Source organism: Cypionkella sp. TWP1-2-1b2, assembly GCF_049896245.1.
In the GTDB taxonomy this organism is placed as follows: domain Bacteria; phylum Pseudomonadota; class Alphaproteobacteria; order Rhodobacterales; family Rhodobacteraceae; genus Cypionkella.
Map to the genome: position 1 here is coordinate 1 of NZ_JAFCTX010000046.1, position 19,664 is coordinate 19,664.

General features: G+C 59.4%; 20 protein-coding genes. 11 read left to right on the forward strand and 9 right to left on the reverse strand.

The window, feature by feature from the left end:
- Window positions 1–144: 144 nt before the first annotated feature.
- Window positions 145–1,554, reverse strand: a complete 1,410-nt coding sequence (locus ACP7AP_RS20920; RefSeq protein ID WP_426037334.1) for a hypothetical protein — start codon at window positions 1,552–1,554, stop codon at window positions 145–147.
- Window positions 1,530–2,381, reverse strand: a complete 852-nt coding sequence (locus ACP7AP_RS20925; RefSeq protein WP_426037336.1) for a hypothetical protein — start codon at window positions 2,379–2,381, stop codon at window positions 1,530–1,532. Before ACP7AP_RS20925 ends, ACP7AP_RS20920 begins: the two co-directional genes overlap by 25 nt.
- A gap of 366 nt (window positions 2,382–2,747) precedes the next feature.
- Between ACP7AP_RS20925 and ACP7AP_RS20930 the strand changes: the two genes are divergently transcribed.
- Both ACP7AP_RS20930 and ACP7AP_RS20935 read left to right on the forward strand, forming a co-directional pair.
- Complete coding sequence (locus tag ACP7AP_RS20930) at window positions 2,748–3,581, forward strand: thymidylate synthase (RefSeq protein ID WP_426037338.1); 834 nt, start codon at window positions 2,748–2,750, stop codon at window positions 3,579–3,581.
- Between the two features lie 12 nt (window positions 3,582–3,593).
- Window positions 3,594–4,070 carry a dihydrofolate reductase gene (locus ACP7AP_RS20935; RefSeq protein ID WP_426037340.1) on the forward strand — a complete coding sequence of 159 codons (477 nt, stop codon included), beginning with the start codon at window positions 3,594–3,596 and terminating at the stop codon, window positions 4,068–4,070.
- 96 nt (window positions 4,071–4,166) lie between these two features.
- Here ACP7AP_RS20935 and ACP7AP_RS20940 read toward each other — a convergent pair whose 3' ends face one another.
- From ACP7AP_RS20940 to ACP7AP_RS20955, 4 genes are read right to left on the reverse strand one after another with little or no spacing between them, the layout of a single operon-like run.
- Window positions 4,167–4,796 (reverse strand): ATP-binding cassette domain-containing protein, encoded by a 630-nt coding sequence (locus ACP7AP_RS20940; RefSeq protein ID WP_426037342.1) that lies wholly within the window; start codon window positions 4,794–4,796, stop codon window positions 4,167–4,169.
- Window positions 4,793–6,454 (reverse strand): ABC transporter permease, encoded by a 1,662-nt coding sequence (locus ACP7AP_RS20945; RefSeq protein WP_426037344.1) that lies wholly within the window; start codon window positions 6,452–6,454, stop codon window positions 4,793–4,795. The genes ACP7AP_RS20940 and ACP7AP_RS20945 overlap by 4 nt, the downstream gene beginning before the upstream one ends.
- Window positions 6,451–7,635 (reverse strand): ABC transporter substrate-binding protein, encoded by a 1,185-nt coding sequence (locus tag ACP7AP_RS20950; RefSeq protein WP_426037346.1) that lies wholly within the window; start codon window positions 7,633–7,635, stop codon window positions 6,451–6,453. The genes ACP7AP_RS20945 and ACP7AP_RS20950 overlap by 4 nt, the downstream gene beginning before the upstream one ends.
- Before the next feature lie 55 nt (window positions 7,636–7,690).
- Complete coding sequence (locus tag ACP7AP_RS20955; protein WP_426037348.1) at window positions 7,691–8,296, reverse strand: CDP-alcohol phosphatidyltransferase family protein; 606 nt, start codon at window positions 8,294–8,296, stop codon at window positions 7,691–7,693.
- 77 nt (window positions 8,297–8,373) lie between these two features.
- On the opposite strand from ACP7AP_RS20955, the gene ACP7AP_RS20960 reads away from it, so the two are divergent.
- From ACP7AP_RS20960 to ACP7AP_RS20970, 3 genes are all read left to right on the forward strand, one after another.
- Entirely contained in the window at window positions 8,374–9,582 is a 1,209-nt protein-coding gene (locus ACP7AP_RS20960) for an acyltransferase family protein (protein WP_426037350.1), read from the forward strand.
- A gap of 146 nt (window positions 9,583–9,728) precedes the next feature.
- Window positions 9,729–10,133 carry a DUF2177 family protein gene (locus tag ACP7AP_RS20965; protein WP_426037352.1) on the forward strand — a complete coding sequence of 135 codons (405 nt, stop codon included), beginning with the start codon at window positions 9,729–9,731 and terminating at the stop codon, window positions 10,131–10,133.
- Complete coding sequence (locus ACP7AP_RS20970; protein WP_426037354.1) at window positions 10,130–10,453, forward strand: arsenate reductase family protein; 324 nt, start codon at window positions 10,130–10,132, stop codon at window positions 10,451–10,453. The genes ACP7AP_RS20965 and ACP7AP_RS20970 overlap by 4 nt, the downstream gene beginning before the upstream one ends.
- Before the next feature lie 131 nt (window positions 10,454–10,584).
- On the opposite strand, the gene ACP7AP_RS20975 is transcribed toward ACP7AP_RS20970, so the two are convergent.
- Entirely contained in the window at window positions 10,585–10,791 is a 207-nt protein-coding gene (locus ACP7AP_RS20975; protein WP_054008012.1) for a cold-shock protein, read from the reverse strand.
- A 149-nt stretch (window positions 10,792–10,940) separates the two neighbouring features.
- Here ACP7AP_RS20975 and ACP7AP_RS20980 point away from each other — a divergent pair, with 149 nt between their 5' ends.
- On the forward strand, window positions 10,941–11,297 hold the full coding sequence (locus ACP7AP_RS20980) for a hypothetical protein (RefSeq protein ID WP_426037356.1): 357 nt from the start codon (window positions 10,941–10,943) through the stop codon (window positions 11,295–11,297).
- A 154-nt stretch (window positions 11,298–11,451) separates the two neighbouring features.
- Here the strand turns inward: ACP7AP_RS20980 and thrS are convergent, their stop codons facing one another.
- Window positions 11,452–13,398, reverse strand: a complete 1,947-nt coding sequence (gene thrS / locus ACP7AP_RS20985) for a threonine--tRNA ligase (RefSeq protein WP_426037358.1) — start codon at window positions 13,396–13,398, stop codon at window positions 11,452–11,454.
- Between the two features lie 125 nt (window positions 13,399–13,523).
- Here thrS and ACP7AP_RS20990 point away from each other — a divergent pair, with 125 nt between their 5' ends.
- Together ACP7AP_RS20990 and ACP7AP_RS20995 are read left to right on the forward strand one after the other, a co-directional pair.
- Window positions 13,524–14,279, forward strand: a complete 756-nt coding sequence (locus ACP7AP_RS20990; protein ID WP_426037360.1) for an alpha/beta hydrolase — start codon at window positions 13,524–13,526, stop codon at window positions 14,277–14,279.
- Complete coding sequence (locus ACP7AP_RS20995) at window positions 14,279–14,995, forward strand: alpha/beta fold hydrolase (RefSeq protein WP_426037362.1); 717 nt, start codon at window positions 14,279–14,281, stop codon at window positions 14,993–14,995. Before ACP7AP_RS20990 ends, ACP7AP_RS20995 begins: the two co-directional genes overlap by 1 nt.
- A 188-nt stretch (window positions 14,996–15,183) precedes the next feature.
- On the opposite strand, the gene phaZ is transcribed toward ACP7AP_RS20995, so the two are convergent.
- Window positions 15,184–16,458 carry a polyhydroxyalkanoate depolymerase gene (gene phaZ, locus ACP7AP_RS21000; RefSeq protein ID WP_426037364.1) on the reverse strand — a complete coding sequence of 425 codons (1,275 nt, stop codon included), beginning with the start codon at window positions 16,456–16,458 and terminating at the stop codon, window positions 15,184–15,186.
- Window positions 16,459–16,562: 104 nt separating this feature from the next.
- Between phaZ and phaC the strand changes: the two genes are divergently transcribed.
- The 3 genes from phaC to phaR all read left to right on the forward strand — a co-directional run bounded on the left by phaC (window position 16,563) and on the right by phaR (window position 19,664).
- A complete protein-coding gene (phaC, locus tag ACP7AP_RS21005) occupies window positions 16,563–18,368 on the forward strand; it encodes a class I poly(R)-hydroxyalkanoic acid synthase (protein ID WP_426037366.1) in 1,806 nt (601 codons plus the stop codon).
- Between the two features lie 153 nt (window positions 18,369–18,521).
- Window positions 18,522–18,977 (forward strand): Phasin, encoded by a 456-nt coding sequence (locus tag ACP7AP_RS21010; protein WP_426037368.1) that lies wholly within the window; start codon window positions 18,522–18,524, stop codon window positions 18,975–18,977.
- Between the two features lie 132 nt (window positions 18,978–19,109).
- Window positions 19,110–19,664 (forward strand): polyhydroxyalkanoate synthesis repressor PhaR, encoded by a 555-nt coding sequence (gene phaR / locus ACP7AP_RS21015; RefSeq protein WP_426037370.1) that lies wholly within the window; start codon window positions 19,110–19,112, stop codon window positions 19,662–19,664.

A 19,664-nucleotide genomic window follows, 5' to 3' on the forward strand; every position in this document is an offset into this window, starting at 1 on the left:
GCGAAGCTCCATAGGATGTGATTTGCCCATCTCGATCCCCTATATCTGGAAAGATCAGGGAATCAGAAACCGTCCAAGATGGGAAGCCTGAATCATATGAACGGCGACTTGCTCTAGCAGGCAAACCGGGAAAGGCGAGGGGGGTCAGAACTGCGAGGTGATCCCGACCGAGATATTCACCCCGTTGCTTTCAAAGCGACTGACGTTGGATTGGGTGGTGGTTTTCGACAGGCTCAGCGTCGGTGAATAACCCATCAAGCCGATGTTTTGAAACGTCATATCGACGCTGATGTCGAACTGCGTGTCGGTGCGCCCCTTGGTCAGTTGTGCGCCCAAAAGCTGATAAATGTCGTAATGGCTGTTCGCCGCCGTCAAGGTGGTCGACAGCGTCACTGGCCCAATCGGCTTGTCAAAACGGTAGCCCAAACTGGCCGAGCCGCGATTGTAGCTTTGATTGATCGCAGTGCCTGCCACATCACTGACCGCCAGCCCCCAGTTGATCGACCCTGCCCCCAAACGATACTGCCCTTCTAGGGATAAAGCATTGGCATTGATCACCGAATCTGTACGCCAAGCCCGCTGCGTGGTGGCCTCCAGCCGGATCGCCGCGCGATCTCGTTGCACCAAAGCTGTCGAGATTTGCGCCCGCGCATAGGGCCCCGCCACTTGGCCCGCCGCCCAGTTTTGCCCCAGCGCCAGACTGACGCTGATCGGGTGTTGGCTCTGCGGCCACAGAAAATCCTGCGTTATGCTGACTTCCGCCGCACTCTGATCAAGATCTTTGCCGCGCAGATCGGGGGCCAGCAGTTTGGCCTCATCCGACAGAAAATTGCGCGACACCGCCGCACTAAAGCCAAGGCTGGTCTGCGATTGCGCGCTTGTCCGCAACAGGTAAGTCAGCCGCAGCCGCGCATCCGCCCGCACGCCCGACAGTGCCTGTGCCGAGCCGGACAAAGTGCCCAGCACGAACCAATCATCAATCGAAAGGTACTTGCTCGACGCGCCGTCATTCAGATTGTCGCTGGGCGTCACCGAAAGGTCGATGGCATAGCGCAGCCGCGTATTGCCACGCAAAGCTTTGTAATCACTGATGGTTTGCGCGCGCGCTTGCGGGGTCGGCGCAGTATCAACCGCCCGGCGCAGCCAAAACTGCGTCGGCAAAACCCGCCCCTCTTGCAGCGCAGCCAGTGCGGTGTAACGGGCGATGTCATAGCGCAACCCCTCTGGCAAGCCCCGCGCCGCCGTCCAAGCCGCCCGCCCTGCCTGCCGTCCCGCCGTTGGATTGCCCAGCTGAGTCTCCGCCGCCGTCAGGATCAGCAGCGCGTAGGGATCATGGCCGTCCGCCTGCAACAACCCCAGCGCCAAACCCCGCGCCAAAGCCGCATTGCCCGCCATCAGCGCCTGCCGCGCGATGATCCGCCCTTGATCCAGCGAAAGCTTCACCGTCTCCGCAACCGCAGGGGTCAGCCCAAGCACTCCGACCAAGCAAAGCCCAAGCCAAACCGCCCAAGCCCACCGCAGCCCGCGTGTCACGGCAACGGATTGGGATTGCACAGCGGCGACTCACCCGCAAGGCCACAACGCGGCAGGTTGAATACGCCATGTTCCCAAATGCCCGTGTTGCCGGGGATCGGATTGATCACAATCGCACCCGCCACATCGGTCGCCCCCGCACCGCCAAAAAGCCCATTGACCTTACCAATCACATTGCCAGTATCGGGCACATCGGGCGCCGACGACACCTCAACATCTCCAAGAAATTGACCATTGGCGGTGATCGTCACGCTTGGAAAAGCGATATCGACCAACTTGTCTTCGTCGTCGACAACACCATCAGCATTGAGATCAATTTTGTTTCCCGTCGCATCTAATATCCAGCGATTGGCGACACCGCCGTCCACCTGACTGTTGACAAAAGTGGCAACTACCGAGGCATCGCCCTGCACCCTATACGGATTATTCGCAACCAGCCCGGCAGGCAAATCGCTCGAAGCATTACCGGGTGCGAAAATCCCTGCATAAGTGCCAGCATAAGTGAACGTGCCCGTTGTTGGCGAACTTACCGGAGCAGAATAAACATCCAGCCGCGCAAAGGTTCCGCCACCGAAATGGCGGTTAAACTGCCCACCATCCGAAACCGCGGATGCCAGTAGAGACCCGCGGGCATTATTTGCCACTAACGCTATGTAAGATCGCTGCGTGATAAGGTTCTGATATGTATAAGCCTCATAACCTGCCACATCCAACGATCCATCGCGGTCGAACTTCACATTTGGCGACTGGCCGACTGGGCCGTTGATGTTCATCGTCAGCGATCCCGTCCCACTGGGATCATAGACGATCGAGCGCAAATCGACCGCCACCTTCGGATCGACCGTCACCGGAGCTTCTGGATTGGTCGGATCGGTTGGGTCCACCGGCGGCGAGTCAACAAACGGATTGCCACCGCAAGCGGCCAAAGTCAGCGCCGCTGCAAGCAGCAGATAAATCGGTTTCATCGACGGGCCCACCCTAAGCAAATTCACATCAACTTTGCGTGCAAAACCCTTGAAAGTCAAAGCGGATTCCATTTTGTCTCCCAATCTTTCGCCGCTGTGCCCGCCCGGCATCACCCCTTACAGTGCAAGCTTCGGCCTTGGCCTTGCGCAGAGATCATGTCTATATATAGACAAACCACCGCCAAGCTTGACAACCGCTTGTCACAAGTCCCCAAAAACCAAAACCCTCAAGCCAAACGGAACATAAACGTGCAAACCTATCTCGACGCCTTGCGCAAAGTACTGGCCGAGGGCGAAACCTCGACTGACCGCACCGGCACCGGGACGATTTCGTATTTCGGGATGCAGAACCGCTACGATCTGTCGCAAGGCTTCCCACTGGTCACCACCAAGAAATTGCACCTGAAATCCATCATCCACGAGCTGTTGTGGTTCCTGAATGGCGATACCAACATCGGCTATCTGAAGGCGAATGGCGTCGGCATCTGGGATGAATGGGCCGATGCGAACGGTGATCTTGGCCCGGTCTACGGCGCGCAATGGCGGCGGTTTCCCAAGCTGACGCCCGCAGGTGCAGACCCCCAAGACCGTCCGCTCTACTACGCCGACAGCGTGGATCAAATCGCCGATCTGGTCACCGCGATTCGCAAAACCCCCGACAGCCGCCGCCTGATTGTCTCGGCCTGGAACCCTGCGCAGGTGCCGGATATGGCCCTGCCGCCTTGCCATACCCTGTGGCAAGTCCGCATCGCGGGGCGCAAACTGCACCTGCAACTCTACCAACGCTCGGCGGATATGTTCCTTGGCGTGCCGTTCAACATCGCCTCTTATGCGCTGCTGCAAACGATGCTCGCGCATGTCACGGGCTACGAGCCGGGTGATTTCATCCATACCATGGGCGACGCGCATATCTATGCGAACCATATGGACCAAGTGCAAACCCAGCTTGCGCGCAGCCCGAAACCCCTGCCGCAACTGCGGATCAAGCGCGAAGTCAGCTCGATGTTTGATTTCAAGTATGAGGATTTTGAGTTTCTGAACTACGATCCCGATCCCGCGATCAAAGCCCCCGTGGCCGTGTAGGAGATCGCGCAAATGCTCAGCCTCGTCGTCGCCCGCGCTCGCAATGGGGCCATTGGTAAAGATAACCTGATCCCGTGGTTTGCCCCCGAGGATCTGGCGTTTTTCCAACGTGAAACCACAGGTGGAGCGATCATCATGGGTCGCAAGACCTGGGAAAGCCTGCCGTTTAAGCCGTTGAAAAATCGGCTGAATTGCGTGGTCTCATCTGACCCGACCCTGACCGAGCATGTCTTCGCAACCCCCGAAGCCGCTCTCACATTTGCCCGCGCCAGCGGCTATGCCCGCGCCTATGGCATCGGTGGCGCGGGCATCTACCGTGCGCTGCTGCCCTTGGCGGATCGCCTGCTGATCACCGAAGTCGCGCTGGACATCCCGGATGCCGACGCCTTCTTTCCCGATTTCGACGCGATAGATTGGCAGCAACTCCCCCCGATCCCGTTACGCGCGCAGACCCCCACCTGCACCGCGACAGAGTATCTCCGCCGCTAACTGCCTAAAGTTTATCTAAAATTGTCATCCTCTCTGCTCAAATATCCCACGGGGTCTGGGGTGTGAAACCCCAGCGATCAGCCCCAAACCTAAACCTCACAAAACCACCACTGCCCCGCCCGCCTCTGCCGCATCCTCGGGATCATGCGTCACCATCAGGGTTGCAATCCCGCGTGCGCGCAGATGGCCAAACAAAAACCGCCGCATTTCGCCGCGCAACCCCGCATCCAGCTTGGAAAATGGCTCATCCAACAGCAAAGCCAACGGCTCGGCCAAAAGCGCCCGCATCAACGCCGCCCGCGCCCGCTGACCACCCGACAGTGTCGCCGGATCACGCGCATACATGCCGTCAAGCCCCGCCTGCGCCAAAGCCGCCTCCACCGCCGCACGCCGCACCGCCCGTCCGCGCGCGGCAGCAGGCAGCCCAAACACCAGATTATCCCCCAGCGACAGATGCGGAAACAGCAGCGCATCCTGAAACATCACCCCGATCCGCCGCGCCTCGGCGGGCAAAGCGGTGACATCGCGGCCCTGCACCAGCACCCGCCCTGCCTGCGAAAACCCATGCGCCAGATGGCCACCGATGGCGTCGAGCAGGGTGGATTTTCCGACACCAGACGGCCCCATCACCGTCACCACCGCGCCGCCTGCCACCTGCAAGGACAGTGGCGCGAACAGAGCCAGCCCACCACGCCGCACCGAAAGCTCGACCAATTCCAAACTCACAGCCCACCCCCCCGCAAATCACGCCGGTTGCGATGCCACCACGCCGGGATCGCTGCGGCCAAGCCATAAGCCGCGAAGGGCAGGGCGGCTTGCAGGCTGGCATAAACCCCGGTCACCCGGCGATCCGAGCCGGAGGACAGTGTCACCGCCTCGGTGGTCAGCGTCGCAATCCGCCCCGCGCCCAAAAACAACGTCGGCAAATATTGCGCCACCGACACCGCCACCCCAATCGCGCCCGCGGTCAGGATCGGGCCCAGCAGCATCGGCAAGCGCAGCGCGATCAACCGCCGCCCGCGCCCCGCGCCCAACGCCGCCCCAACCCGCAACAGCCGCGCGTCCGTCGCCCGCCAAGGCTCTGACAAGGCGATCATCATATAGGGAAACACGAACAAAGCCTGCGCCCAGATCACAGCCATATAGCCACCCGAGATGCCAGCCCGCAAAAACACCACGTTCAGCCCATAAAGAAACCCGATCTGCGGCATCAGCAGGGGCAGATAGATCAAGGCCTCGGCCCAAGCCGCACGCGGCAGATCACCTTCCGCCTCCAGCCAGAACACCGCCAACAGCAGCGACAGCCCTACGGTGACACCCGCCAAAATAAGTGTGTTGATCAAGGCCTTACCCCACATGGCGCTCATCCATAGCCCCCCGGACCACGCTTCCGGCCACAGCATCGGATAAGACCAGCGCCATGCCAGAGACCACACCAGCAGCGCCAGCAGCGCCAGCGAAGCCAACCCGATCAGCCCCCACACCCCAAGCCGCGCCAGCTGCAAACCCGGTGCCCAAGACATCCCCCGCCCACCGCGCCGCAACCACCAACGGCCCATAACGCGCAGCACCACCTCCGCCCCCCACAGCCCGGCAATACAGCCCACCACCAGCGCCGCCTGCAGCAACGCCCCTGCCGAGGCCGGCAGGATCAGCGCCACATCGGCAGCTCCAAACCAGCGCAGCACCGCCACCGCCAAGGTAGGCGGGTTCGACGGCCCCAGAATGATCGCCATATCCACCACCGACAACCCGTAAGCCAGCACCACCCAAACCGGCAGGCGGATCAGCGGCCAAAGTTGCGGCAAGATCAGCTTGATCCACGCCACCCCCGGCCCATAGCCCATCGCCCGTCCCACAGCCAACTGCCGCGCCACGGGCAGTTGCGCCAACCCCGACGCCATCACCAACAGCAAAAACGGCAGTTCTTTCACCACCAGCCCCAGCATCAGCGCCAGCCCGCAACCGTCATGCACCGAGGCGATATCCGGCGGCTGCACCCATCCCATCACCGGTGCCAAAGCCCGCGCGATCCAGCCCGACGGCGCCAAAACAAACGCCAGCCCCACCGCCATCGCCGCATGGGGTGTCGCAAGAAACGGGGCCAGCCACCGCATCCGCCCCGGTGCTGTGGCGCAAAACCCCACCGCCAAGGCCAGCGCGATCAGAGTCGAACCCAATCCCGTCACCAAAGTCAGCCGCAGACTGCTGGCAAACCCCGGCTGCGAGATCAGCATCCGCCACGGCTCCAGCGACCATACGCGCAACCCCAACGCGGGCAACACCCCAAACGCCGCGCGCGCGGTTTCCGCCAATCCCACCACAATCGGTGCGATCAGCCCCAACAGCACAACTGCCAAAACCGCGCCACGCAAGGGGCTCATTTGGTGTAGCGCTTGGCCCATTCCTCGACCAAGCGCGTCATCCAGCTGGCATGCGGCTCCAACAATACCGGCCCCAGATCAGCCAGCGCGGGCAGGGCATCAGCCTTCGGCAAAGCGGCAAACGCCGCCGTGCCTGCCGCATCCAACCGCACCGGGTCCAGCACTGAAAACGAGCCCAAAACCGTAATATCCTGCATATGCGCTTGGGTCGCAGGCTCTAGCAGAAAGTTCGCCACCACCTCCGCCGCCGCCGCATGCGCCGCATTATAGGGGATCGCCACAAAGCTGATATTGCCAATGCTGCCTGCTTTCGGCACGAACACCCGCGCCGTCGCGGGCAAAGTCCCCTCGGCTATCGCCGCCGCAGTCGAGGCCGGATCGAACGACATCGCAATATCGACCTCGCCATCGTTCAGCATCTGGCTTTGCACCTCGCCACTCGCCGGAAACGTCGCTCCGCCTTGCCACAGGTTCGGCCGCAACGCGTCATACCACGCCCACAAAGGCGCCGTGGCCGCAGCGAAAGCCGCCTCGGTCACTGGCTGCTGCAACACGCTTGCATCGGGGGCCAATTCAATCAACGCCTGCTTCAAAAACGTCGCCCCCATGAAATTTGACGGATCGGGATGCGTCATCCGGCCCTTATGCGCCGCCGCCCAAGCGACAAAACCGGCCATATCCGCAGGCACATCCGCCACCTTGGCGCTGTCATAGCTGAACACAAACTTAGCCAGCCGCCACGGGCTTTCCATGCCCGCGACCGGCACGGTAAAATCCACCGAGGCCGCAGAACCCGCCCCCAAATCCAGATACTGCGCGTTCGGCAGCCCCGCTATGAACGGCCCATGCAACAAACCCTGATCCTTCATCGCCAGAAAATTCGGCCCGTTGATCCAGATCAGATCAACCGAACCGCCGGTGTCCTGCCCCGCCGCTTTTTCGGAAATCACCCGCGTGACCGCCTCGGCTGTATCCGTCAGCTTCACCTGCTCGACCTTCACACCATACTGCGCCTCGGTCTGCGTGCTGACCCAAGCGATAAACCCATTGGTGCGCGCATCGCCGCCCCAAGCGTTGAAATACACCGTCTGGCCCTTGGCTTCGGCCAAAGTCTGCGCCCAATCGGCGAGCGCAGGGGTGGCAAACATCAGCCCAAGGGCGGCAACCAGCGGCAGTTTCATGGCAACTCCAATCTTAGAAATTCAGCTCATATCAGCAGGATATAGCCTGCGCGCCTTAAGTGGCAAAGGCCTGCCAGCCCATCCGCCAGCGCAGGCCCGTGGTCAGGCAACAGGCAAGCGCATAGCCATAAGCCAGCACGGCAAACCACGCAGGATTCAGCGCCATCAAGGCAAAGACCGCAATGGTTTCAAAGCCTTCGGTCAAACCCCCCAGATAATAGATCCCCTTGCTGGGATAATCCTTCGCCGTCAAACCGCGCCGTGCCGCAATGCTGGCAAAAGCCAGAAACGACGATCCGGTGCCGACAAAACTGGCGATTAACACCGCTGCGGGCAGGGCATTGCCTGCCGGATCAGCCAAAGCAAACCCCAGCGGAAACAGCGCGTAAAACACGAAATCCAGCGCAATATCCAGAAATGCCCCGCGATCCGTCGGACCGACAAGCCGCGCAATCGCGCCGTCCAAGCCATCCGCCACCCGGTTCAGCACCAGCAAAACCAGCGCCAGCCGATAAAACCCAAACCCCAAGGCCGGCACCGCCAGCGCACCCAGAGCAAACCCGGCCAGTGAGACCTGATCCGCCGTCACCCAGCGCGCAAGCCCCCGCGCAGGCCCCCGCAACAGCCGGCGCTGCAACGGCAAAAGTTTGGCGTCGATCATGCGACCTCCCGTATTCCATCCCCAGCATATGGATTTACGCCGATCCGCCGAATGTTTTTCACACCGATGCCAAAAACGTGAGCAATTTTCCCAACACCCCAGAAATCGCTATAAATTCGCCACAGATCTCTGCCCCAATCCGCAAAACCACCGGAGCCGCCGTGCCACCCTTTGACCGCACCACAGACCCCAGCCTGCGCGCGCTAGAGGCGCTGCGCGGCTATGCCTCTGTCGTGGTCGTGTTTCACCATTTCGCCTTGGCGTTCCTGCCGGGATTAAGGGCCGAGATGGAACAGCCGCTGCTGGCCTACAGCCTTGGCTGGCTGCTGAATGGCATGGGCGCGGTTTATCTGTTTTTTCTGCTGTCCGGTTTCGTGCTGACGCTGAAGTACTATCAAACGCCGGATGTTAAAATTCTGCTCAGTGCTGCGCTGAAACGTTTGCCACGACTTTGGCCCTCGGCGCTCTATGGCACGCTGCTGGGCTATGTTGTGCTGCGCTTCGGTTTGAACGCCAATGACACATCGGCTCAGCTTAACGGCTCGGACTGGCTGGCGAGTTTTGCCAATGCAGATCAAATGCTTGCGCCCAATCTTGCCTTGGCCTTGCGCGAAAGTCTGACGATGTTTCTGCATTATCGACCGCTGCATTATAACACCAATCTCTGGACCATGCTGATCGAGTTTTACGGCAGCCTGCTTGCGTTTTTCGCAGCCTTTGTGCTGATCAATGTCGCTCATCATCGGCTTCTGATAGTGAAAATCAGCCTCGCGGCGCTGTTGCTGGCGCTGACTATTGTGATCCCCTACGGTTTTGGCTGGGCGTTCACAATCGGCGCAGCGCTCGCCTTTGCCTATGCAAAGCGTTACTTTATCCCGGCCCCGCTGGGAATGGCACTGATCGTGTTGGGCCTGAGCTTGCTCGGAACTCCGGCCCCGGCGTCGGGCGAGCCTTCGCCGCTGTGGACCTTGCCGGGGGCGGCACTGCTGCTCTGGGGCGTCACCACCCCCGGCGCGGCCCCGCGTTTGCTTTTGCACCCGTTCAGCCAAGGCCTTGGCCGCTGGTCCTTCCCGCTCTATATCAGCCATACCATTGGTATCCTGACCCTTGGCAGCTTCGTCTATGTGAACACCGCCCCCCTTGGCACGCCATCGCAACTGCTGGCCGCTTTTGCAGCCACCTGGGCCTTCACCATCGCCTTCGCCTATCCGGTTTTGCGCTGGGAGGCGTGGTATCTGCCATGGCTGAACATCCAAATCCGGCGGCTGTTTGCGGCAAAAGCTTAATTTTCCGTTAAAACGCCCTAGTCAACCCCTTGATATATAACACATCTAAAAGGTCCCGAGTTGGGACCCTCCGAAAACCCCTCGCCAAACCCACGCCGCAACCTACCTGTGTAAGAAGAACCTACGTCTGTAAAAGGGAGAGCTCCATGCAAATCGCAACCCTCTATATCCTGACCGCGCTGATCTTCCTGATTCTGGACGCCGTGATGCTGACCCTCCATATGCAGCCGCTGTTTCGCCGAAACCTTGGCGATCAACTGCTGACGGAAATCCGCTACCTGCCCGCCGCCGCCTTCTACGCCGCTTATGTCGCGGGGCTGCTCTACCTGATTTCGATCCCCGGCCTGAAATCCGACACTCCGGTGTTTCTGCCCGCCGCGATCTTGGGCGCGATGGCCTACGGCACCTATGAATTCACCAGCTACGCGATTATGAAGGCGTGGAGCCCCGAGATGGTCGCAACCGATCTGATCTGGGGCACCTTCCTGACCGCCGCTTCTGCTTGGGGCGGGGTCGCCCTGACCAAGATGATATTCAAAGGCCTGCAATGATCCTCTACGGCATCTCCACCTGCGACACCTGCAAGAAAGCCCTGAAAGCGCTGGAGGCTGCGGGCAAATCCGTGACCTTCCGCGACATCCGGGCAGAGCCGCTTTCCGAAGCTGAAATTGACAAGATCGTGATGGAATTTGGCGACCGCGCGGTGAACAAGCAATCCACCACCTATCGCGGTTTCAACGATTTCCTGAAAGCCTCGGACCCCGAGGCGCAAATAGCCGCACAACCCGCCGTAATGAAACGCCCGGTTATTGACGCCGGTGGCAAATTCTACCTCGGCTGGGATGACGCGGTGCAAGCGGCCCTGCTGTAAGGAAAACGGCCCCCGTAAGGGCCGCTTTCAAACTTGAGAGCGCTTCGTGTTCATATTGCATCGAAAATCACTGCCTCTCGCGACGCTCGAACGCGTTTTCCGATACTCTATCTCGCGAAACCCGAACCGCTCTAAAGCAAGCGCAGATCGCCTGCGGATTCCTTGCCATCGCGACCAGATTGCAGCTCAAAGCCGATTTTCTGGTTGTCATTCAGGCCCTTCAGCCCGGCGCGCTCGACTGCCGAGATGTGAACGAAGATATCCTTCCCGCCATCATCGGGCGCAATAAAGCCGTAGCCCTTCGTGCTGTTGAACCATTTTACGGTGCCGGTTGGCATGCCGTCTCTCCTATCTCAACCCCCCCGAGGCGATATTACCCCGGGCCGTGCAATCCAGGTCTTCCGGGCCAAGTCAGGCGTTCAGAAAGTCTGTCGTCACTGATGAAATCATGCCAAACCTTAGGCGAAAATCAAGCACGGAGATTCGGGTGAGAAACGCTGCACTGACTTTAGGCCTGATTGGCGGCGTTTTGGCCATGATTGTTGGGTTTTTCGGCTATGGATATACCGAGTTTGTGGCCAGCCACGGCGCGATTGGCGACTTCGGCAACCAAGTCGATCATCCGATGGTGATCAAACTGGCCAGCTTTCTGGCCCCGATCCTTGCGATTGCGGGGGCAGCGATGGCGCGGTCGCAGAATATTCCGGCAGGCGTTCTGATGCTGGCGGCGGCGGTGGGGATCTATGTCGCCTTCGGATTCAGCGTTTTCACGATGTTCCCGATTGCGATGTGCGGCCTTGGCGGCGTGTTGGCACTGGCAGCCAGGCAACCTGACGCCCATTAAAACATCTGCCGCCTCGGGTGGCATCGAGCCACCGCTCGGCGGCGCTGCCGGGTCTTGGATTTGCTCTTTTTGAAATACTCCCGCCGGAGGCTTGCGCGATTTCGGCGGAAGCCTCCGGCGGGAGTATTTAGACCAATGTGAAATTGGGCAGAGTTTAGTGTCCTGCTGGCGGCAGGGCTGCAAAGCCAAACTCGGCCAGAGCCTGATCCATGCTGATCGTCTCGGTGCGGTTGTCGCCCAAGCGGCGGACGGACACGGTGCGATCTTCGACCTCTTTCATGCCGACGGCGAGGATCACTGGCACTTTGCCTACTGAGTGTTCGCGCACCTTGTAGTTGATCTTTTCGTTGCGGGTATCCGCCTCGGCCCTCACCCCCGCCTTGATCAGCGCATTGGTGATCTCATGCACGAACGGGTCGGCATCGGACACAATCGAGGCCACCACCACCTGACGTGGCGCCAGCCAGAACGGCAGTTTTCCGGCGTAGTTTTCGATCAGGATGCCGATGAAGCGCTCGAATGACCCCAGAATCGCGCGGTGCAGCATATAGGGCATATGCTTTGCCCCATCTTCACCGACATACTCTGCGCCCAGACGGTCGGGAAGTTGCGCATCCACTTGGAAGGTGCCGCACTGCCACTGCCGCCCGATGGCGTCGGTGAGTTTGAAGTCCAGTTTCGGGCCATAGAATGCGCCGTCGCCAGGGTTGATTTCATAGGGCAGGGCAAGCTGTTCGATAGCTTTGGTCAAAGCCCCTTCCACTTTATCCCACTGTTCGTCGGTGCCGATGCGCACTTCTGGGCGGGTGGAAAGTTTAATGTCAAAGCTGTCAAAGCCGAGGTCTTTGTAAACGCTGGACAAAAGCCGAATGAAGCCTGCACATTCGCTCTCGATCTGATCTTCGGTGCAGAAGATATGCGCGTCATCTTGGGTAAAGCCGCGCACCCGCATCAGCCCGTGCATCGAGCCGGACGATTCGTAGCGGTGGCACGAGCCGAACTCGGCCAACCGCAGCGGCAGGTCACGATACGACTTCAAACCTTGGTTGAAAATTTGCACATGGCAGGGGCAGTTCATCGGTTTAAGCGCGTTGATGCGCTTGGCCTTTTCGCCGTCCTCGTCGACCTCGACGATGAACATATTCTCGCGGTAGGCCTCCCAATGGCCGGATTTCTCCCACAAAACCCGGTCCACCACTTGTGGCGTCTTGATTTCTTTATAACCAGCGGCTTTCTGGCGGCCGCGCATGTAATCTTCCAGCTGACGGTAGATTGTCCAGCCATGCGGATGCCAGAACACCATGCCGGGGGCTTCGTCCTGAATGTGGAACAGGTCCATCTCACGCCCCAGCTTGCGGTGGTCACGCTTGGCGGCCTCCTCCAGCATGGTCATATGGGCTTTCAGATCGTCGCGGTTCTTGAACGCGAGGCCGTAGATGCGCTGCAACATCGGGCGTGACGCATCGCCCAACCAATAGGCCCCGGCCACATGCGTCAGCTTGAAGGCATCGGCGGGAACTTGACCGGTATGGGCAAAGTGCGGACCCCGGCAAAAGTCCTGCCAGTTGCCATGCCAATACATCCGCAGGTCTTCGCCCTCGGGGATGCGGTTGATCAACTCAACCTTGAAGGGTTCGTTCTTGTCTTGGTAGAATTTGATCGCGCGGGCGCGGTCCCAGATTTCGGTGCGCACCGGATCGCGGGCGTTGATGATTTGCTTCATCTTGGCCTCAATCTGGCCGAGGTCTTCCGGCGTGAACGGCTCGGCACGGTCGAAATCGTAGAACCAGCCGTAATCGCGCACCGGGCCGATGGTGACTTTCACATCCGGCCAGATTTCCTGCACCGCGCGCGCCATAATATGTGCTGCATCGTGGCGTATCAGTTCCAGCGCCTGCGCGTCATCAGCCAAAGTGTGAATGGCGATGCTGGCATCGGCATGGATCGGCCATTGCAGATCGTAATGCGCGCCGTTCACCGTGGCCGAGATGGCCTTTTTGGCCAGACCGGGGGCGATGGACGCAGCCACCTCGGCACCCGTCACGCCAGCGGCATAATCGCGCTTGTTGCCATCAGGGAACGTCAGGGAAATCTGGGACATAGCGTCCTCCTCGTCGTTTTGGCGCCTACGAAACGCCCGGTTGCGGGTTATGTGGGCGGGGTTTTGCCTATCGCCCGTGGCCTTGTCAACCGCAGGCCGCTATGGTGGTGAAAAAGTGAGGCAGCATGACCGAACCGCACCAGTTGACGACGCCTCAGGGCCGCCGGATTGCTTACCATTTCACCAAGGGGCAGGGGCCTTGCGTGGTGTTTTTGGGCGGTTTCAAATCGGACATGACCGGGACCAAGGCGGTGTATTTGCAGGATTGGGCCGAAGCTAGGGGGCGGGCGTTCCTGCGGTTGGACTATTCCGGGCATGGCACCTCATCAGGCGATTTCCTCGATGGTGCGATTGGCGATTGGTTCGAGGATGCTTTGGCGGTGATTGAGGCGGTGACTTCGGGGCCGCTGGTGCTGGTTGGCTCATCGATGGGCGGCTGGATTTCGCTGCTGGTGGCCCGCGCGATCCCGGCGCGCATCGCGGGGCTGGTGGGCATCGCCGCAGCGCCGGATTTTACCGAAGATTCTATATGGGCGGATTTCACTGATGTGCAACGCGCTGAAATCATGGATAAAAGCCAGATCGGCCTGCCGTCGGACTATGCCGACAGCCCCTATATCATCACGCGGCGCCTGATCGAGGAGGGCCGCAATCGGCTGGTTCTCCGCGCACCTCTCAGCTTGAATTTCCCCACCCGCCTGCTGCAAGGCACCGCCGACGTTGACGTGCCGCCCTCGGTCGCGCTGCGCCTGCTGGATCATGCGACGGGCGGTGATATTCACCTGACCTTGGTGAAGGGGGCCGATCATCGGTTTTCCACCCCCGCTTGCCTTGCGCTGATCACTGATGCCATTGCCGACGTGCTGAAAGGCACCGCCTGATGCCGCATCCCGAACCCTTGGTGCTGATCCCCGGCCTGATGGCCGATGCGCGGTTGTTTTTGCCGCAGATGGTGCAGCTGGGGGCGGCGCGGGCGATGCAGGTGGTGTTGCCGACCAAGGGTGAGACGGTGGAGCAAATGTCAGAGGCCATCCTCCCCGGTCTTCCCGAGAAATTCGCGCTGTTGGGGCATGGGCTGGGCGGCGATATCGCGCTGGATTTGATCCGCCGTATCCCTGACCGCGTCACCCGCGTGGTGCTCATGGCGACCGATCCGCTGTCGGAACCGCCGCAAGCCGCCGCCGCGCGCGAAGCCCGGATTGTCGCCGCGAAATCGGGGCGTTTGGCCGAGGCGATGCGACAGGAAATTCCGCTGTCGGCCATCGTCGATGCGCCTTGGCGCGAGGAGATCATGGCGCTGGTGCAGGATATGGCGCTGGGTCTGGGCGAGGGTGTGTTTCTGCGCCAATCGCGCGCGCTGCAACGCCGCCCTGACCAGCAGAAAACCATGCGTAAGGTCAAGCTGCCTGTGCTGGTGATCGCGGGCGAGGCCGACACGCTGGTGCCGATGCGCAGGCAGGAATTCACCGCCAATCTGATGCCCTACGGCAAGCTGTTGGTGATCGAGGCCGCAGGCCATCTGGCCAGTTTAGAGCAGCCCGAAGTGGTCTCAAAGGCGATCGAAGCGTTTCTCGCCGGGCCGATGATGCTGCGGTAGCGGGTCGGAAACCGCGCTAGGACGCTGCCAAGTTCCCCGCTTACTACCATATATTGTGTTAAACGATCAAAACATTGGCTCTGACCACAAGTCATTCCCAGCGGGGAAGAAAGTTTGGTCATGCCCTTCGCGTAAAAAGCGACAAGCGGTGCAGCCGGGGGACAATGCCCCCGGTTGCAAGCAGCAGCTTAGTTGCTGGCCTTCACCGAAGCTAATTTTGCCACCTTCGGCGCCCCCGAATTGGCGTCGATGAACGATAATACCAAAGGCCGGATGTTCAGCCGCCAGCTTTTGCCCGCGAAGATGCCGTAATGGCCAGCCCCCGGCTCCAGATGTTGCGCTTTCTTGCTGTCTGGCAATCCGGTCAGCATATCCAAAGCCGCGACGCATTGGCCGGGGGCGGAAATATCGTCATTCTCGCCCTCAACCGTCATCACGGCCACCTTGGTGATCGCGCCGATATCGACCTTTTTGCCCGCGACAACAAATTCGTTCTTCGCAATCTCGCGGTTCTTGAAGATCCGCTCGACGGTGGAAAGGTAGAATTCGGCAGTCATATCCATCACCGCCAGATATTCGTCATAAAACCGATTATGCGCGTCGTGATCCGAGGCATCACCCTGCGCCACCCGCATGATCTGCTCACTGAACGCCTTCTTATGCCGCTCAGCATTCATCGACATGAAGCTTTGCAGTTGCAGCAAGCCCGGATAGACCAGACGGCCGACACCTTTGTATTTGAAGCCGACGCGCTGGATGGCGATCTGCTCCAACTGGCCCATGGTGATGCGGCGGCCAAAGTCGGTCACATCGGTCGCGGCGGCATCGGGATCAATCGGCCCGCCGATCAGCGTCAGCGAACGCGGCTGCGCATCGGGGTCTTCCGCCGCTAGATAGGCCGTCGCGGCCAAAGCCAAAGGGGCAGGCTGGCAGACCGCGATTACATGGGTATCAGGCCCCAAGGCGCGCATGAAATCAACCAGATAAAGCGTGTAATCTTCGATATCGAACTTGCCTTCCGACACCGGAATGTCGCGGGCATTGTGCCAATCGGTGATATAGACATCCGCATCGGGCAGCAGGCTGGACACGGTCGAGCGCAGCAGTGTGGCATAATGTCCCGACATCGGGGCCACCAGCAGCACTTTGCGGGCCATTGGCGCACGGCGGCGCACTTTGAACTGCATCAGGCTGCCAAAGGCGTGCTCCACCACCGGCACCACATCCACCAGATGGTCTTGCGCATCGGGCCCTGGAATCGAGCGGATGCCCCAATCTGGCTTGACCACCATGCGGCCAAAGCTGCGTTCGGTCACCTCGCCCCAAGCCGCCATAACGTTCAGCATCGGACTCATCGTCATCGAGAACGCCGGATAAGACGCCATGGCGCGCGCGGTAGCGCCCATCCACTCATTGGTGTTACGAATACTTTCCATAAGGTCGTAGGTCGCCATATACTTCATCACGACTCCTTGCGGGGAGAGGGCCCCGGCCCAATCATCGTCGGGCCCTTGCGGCGGGGCGACGTTATGCTGCACAGCAGAAAGAATAGGGGTTAAAGATTAACATGACAACCGAAGACACTGCTGCCGGTGCAAAATTAGAGAAGATGACGGCTAATCTTGCCAAAATTGAAGCATTGTCAGCGCGTCTGATGGCAGCTTTAGCAAACAAAAAGTCTTCCGATCCGGGTGTGCAGGGGCCGGGGCAAGACATGTATATGAAGGCCGCCGCCGCTTATCTGGCCGGAATGATGCAGAATCCGGCGAAAGTGCTGGAGCATCAGATCGCCTATTGGGGCAAGACGATGAAGCACTATGTCGAGGCCCAAGCTGCCTTGGCGAGCGGTGAATTGAAGGCACCTGCCGATCCCGGCCCGAAAGATCGCCGCTTTGCCAACCCGTTGTGGGACACGCATCCGGCGTTCAACTATTTGAAACAGCAGTATTTGTTCAACGCCGAGGCGGTGCGCGATGCCGTCGGCGATATGGAATCGATTGATCCCGGCGACAAAAAGCGTGTCGAGTATTTCACCAAGCAGATCGTCGATATGCTGTCGCCGACCAATTTTCTGGGCACCAACCCGGATGCTTTGGAAAAAGCGGTGGCGACCGATGGCGAAAGTCTTGTGCGCGGCTTGGAAAATCTGGTTGCGGATGTTGAGGCCAACAATGGCGAGCTTGCGGTGACTTTGGCCGACCGTGAGGCGTTTATCTTGGGCGAGAATATTGCCACCACCCCCGGATCAGTGGTGTTTCGCAACCGGATGCTGGAACTGATCCAATACAGCCCCAGCACCGAAACGGTTTTTCAAACGCCGCTGCTGATCTTCCCGCCATGGATCAACAAATTCTATGTGATGGATCTCAAGCCGCAAAACTCGCTGATCAAATGGATCGTCGATCAGGGTTTCACATTGTTCATCGTCTCATGGGTGAACCCGGATGCGTCTTATGCTGATGTCGGCATGGATGATTACATCCGCGAAGGCTACCTCACCGCAATGGCCGAAGTGCGCCGCATCACCGATCAAAAACAGATCAACGCGGTCGGCTATTGCATCGCGGGCACCGCGCTGAGCCTGACGCTGTCGCACCTGCACCGTGCAGGCGACACTTCGGTGAAATCGGCTACCTTCTTCACCATGCTGACCGATTTCTCTGATCCGGGTGAGGTCGGCGTCTTCCTCGACAATGATTTCCTTGATGGGATCGAACGCCAAAGCCTTGCCGATGGCATGCTCTCGAAAACCTTCATGAGCCGGACCTTCAGCTATCTGCGCTCAAATGACCTCATCTACGGCCCGGCGATCAAAAGCTACATGATGGGTGAGGCCCCGCCCGCGTTTGACCTGCTCTATTGGAACGGCGACGGCACCAATCTGCCCTGCAAGATGGCGATCGAATACCTGCGTGGTCTTTGCCAGGATAATGGGCTGGCGCAAGGCACCTATAAGGTGTTCGGCCATAACGTCAGCCTGAAGGATATCCAGATTCCGGTCTGCGCCATTGCCTGTGAGACGGATCATATCGCGCATTGGCGTGGCAGCTTTAACGGCTTCAAGCAGATGGGGTCAGCCGACAAAACCTTCATCGTCTCGCAATCTGGCCATGTCGCGGGCATCATCAATCCGCCCTCGAAAGGCAAATACGGCCATTACACCAACGCAGGTGCCGTGGCGGGCGCGCCGGATGATTGGATGGCAGGGGCCAGCTTCAATCAGGGTAGCTGGTGGCCGCGCTGGGGCGCATGGCTTGCGATACAGTCGGGCGCGCAAATTCCTGCGCGGGTTCCGGGTGATTCGGTGCGTCCGGTGCTGTGCCCAGCTCCCGGCACTTATGTCTCGCTGCAACCAAACTCACCAAAGGGCTGAGTTCACACGCGTTTCCCTCGCGGCATCCTGCGCAAGCCCTGCGACACTGTCATCGCCGCGTTGCAGAAAATTCACTTGCAATGCTGCACTGCAGCATTTATATCTGACTTACCGAAAAGCGGGTTATCTCCCGCAGACCTGTAGGAGCATAAAATGACCAATGCGAATGATTTCAGCAAAACCATGCAAGACATGATGGCTAAGTTCCCGGTTGACGCTTCGGCGTTCCAGAACGCTTTCAAAACCCAAGCCGCGTTTGGTGAGAAACTGTCGAAAGTGGCGCTGGAAGCTGCTGAAAAATCGACCGAAATCTCGTCCAAATGGGCAAAAGAGACCATCGCCAAGCTGTCGGGCGCTGCCAAAGCGAAAGCCGAGCCGGCTGACTACACCAAGTCGATGACCGATTTTGCTTCGGCTGCTGCTGAGCTGGCTTCGGAAAACATGGCTGCTTTCGCTGAAGTGGCGAAAAAAGTGCAGATGGAAACCGTCGAGTTGATGCTGGCTGCTGGCAAAGACGTTTCGGCTGAAGCTTCGGCTGTTGTCAAAAAAGCCACCGACGAAGTGTCCGCTGCGACCAAAAAAGCCACCGCAGCTACCGCTGCCAAGTAATCCGCAAGGATCAAGCATCCCAATTTCCTCCCTGATTTGGGATGCATAGGGTGGGCCGTTGTGCCCGCCCTTTCTTTTTATGCTGCACTGTCCTAGACTTTCTCTGCACTGCAATATCTCGGGGAGAGAACTATGGCCGAACCTGCTAAGCCGCTGTTGATCAAGCGCTATGCCAGCCGTCGTCTCTATAACACCGAGACTTCTGATTACGTCACGCTTGAAGACATTGCGGGCTTCATCCGTGCGGGGCGCGAGGTGCAGATCGTTGATCTGAAATCCGGCGATGATCTGACCCGGCAATATCTGTTGCAGATCGTGGCCGAGCATGAATCCAAAGGCGATACGGTTTTGCCGACCAATGTGCTGACCGATCTGGTGCGCAGCTACACCACCAACATTAAATCCGTGGTGCCACAATTCCTTGCCGCCAGTTTTGAGATGTTGCGCGATGGTCCCACTAAGGTCATTGAAAACATGAACGCCATCCCGAACCCGCTGACCGCGATGCCGGGGTTTGATCTGATGCGCAAGCAGCAGGAAGCGTTTATGAAAACCATGATGGGTGGTGTGCCCGGTTGGGCAGGCTCTGGTCCTGCCAAAGAAGACGCCGCACAAGACCCGGCTGAGGAGTTAGCCGAAATCAAAAAGCAATTCGCCGAGTTGCAGAAAAAGCTGTCGAAGCTGTAA

Coding starts and splice junctions, on each gene's coding strand:
- ACP7AP_RS20935 (WP_426037340.1), top strand. CDS start 3,594: ATGCTCAGCCTCGTCGTCGCCCGCGCTCGCAATGGGGCCATTGGTAAA.
- ACP7AP_RS20945 (WP_426037344.1), bottom strand. CDS start 6,454: ATGAGCCCCTTGCGTGGCGCGGTTTTGGCAGTTGTGCTGTTGGGGCTG.
- ACP7AP_RS20950 (WP_426037346.1), bottom strand. CDS start 7,635: ATGAAACTGCCGCTGGTTGCCGCCCTTGGGCTGATGTTTGCCACCCCT.
- ACP7AP_RS20955 (WP_426037348.1), bottom strand. CDS start 8,296: ATGATCGACGCCAAACTTTTGCCGTTGCAGCGCCGGCTGTTGCGGGGG.
- ACP7AP_RS20965 (WP_426037352.1), top strand. CDS start 9,729: ATGCAAATCGCAACCCTCTATATCCTGACCGCGCTGATCTTCCTGATT.
- ACP7AP_RS20970 (WP_426037354.1), top strand. CDS start 10,130: ATGATCCTCTACGGCATCTCCACCTGCGACACCTGCAAGAAAGCCCTG.
- ACP7AP_RS20975 (WP_054008012.1), bottom strand. CDS start 10,791: ATGCCAACCGGCACCGTAAAATGGTTCAACAGCACGAAGGGCTACGGC.
- thrS (WP_426037358.1), bottom strand. CDS start 13,398: ATGTCCCAGATTTCCCTGACGTTCCCTGATGGCAACAAGCGCGATTAT.
- ACP7AP_RS20990 (WP_426037360.1), top strand. CDS start 13,524: ATGACCGAACCGCACCAGTTGACGACGCCTCAGGGCCGCCGGATTGCT.
- ACP7AP_RS20995 (WP_426037362.1), top strand. CDS start 14,279: ATGCCGCATCCCGAACCCTTGGTGCTGATCCCCGGCCTGATGGCCGAT.
- phaZ (WP_426037364.1), bottom strand. CDS start 16,458: ATGAAGTATATGGCGACCTACGACCTTATGGAAAGTATTCGTAACACC.
- phaC (WP_426037366.1), top strand. CDS start 16,563: ATGACAACCGAAGACACTGCTGCCGGTGCAAAATTAGAGAAGATGACG.
- ACP7AP_RS21010 (WP_426037368.1), top strand. CDS start 18,522: ATGACCAATGCGAATGATTTCAGCAAAACCATGCAAGACATGATGGCT.
- phaR (WP_426037370.1), top strand. CDS start 19,110: ATGGCCGAACCTGCTAAGCCGCTGTTGATCAAGCGCTATGCCAGCCGT.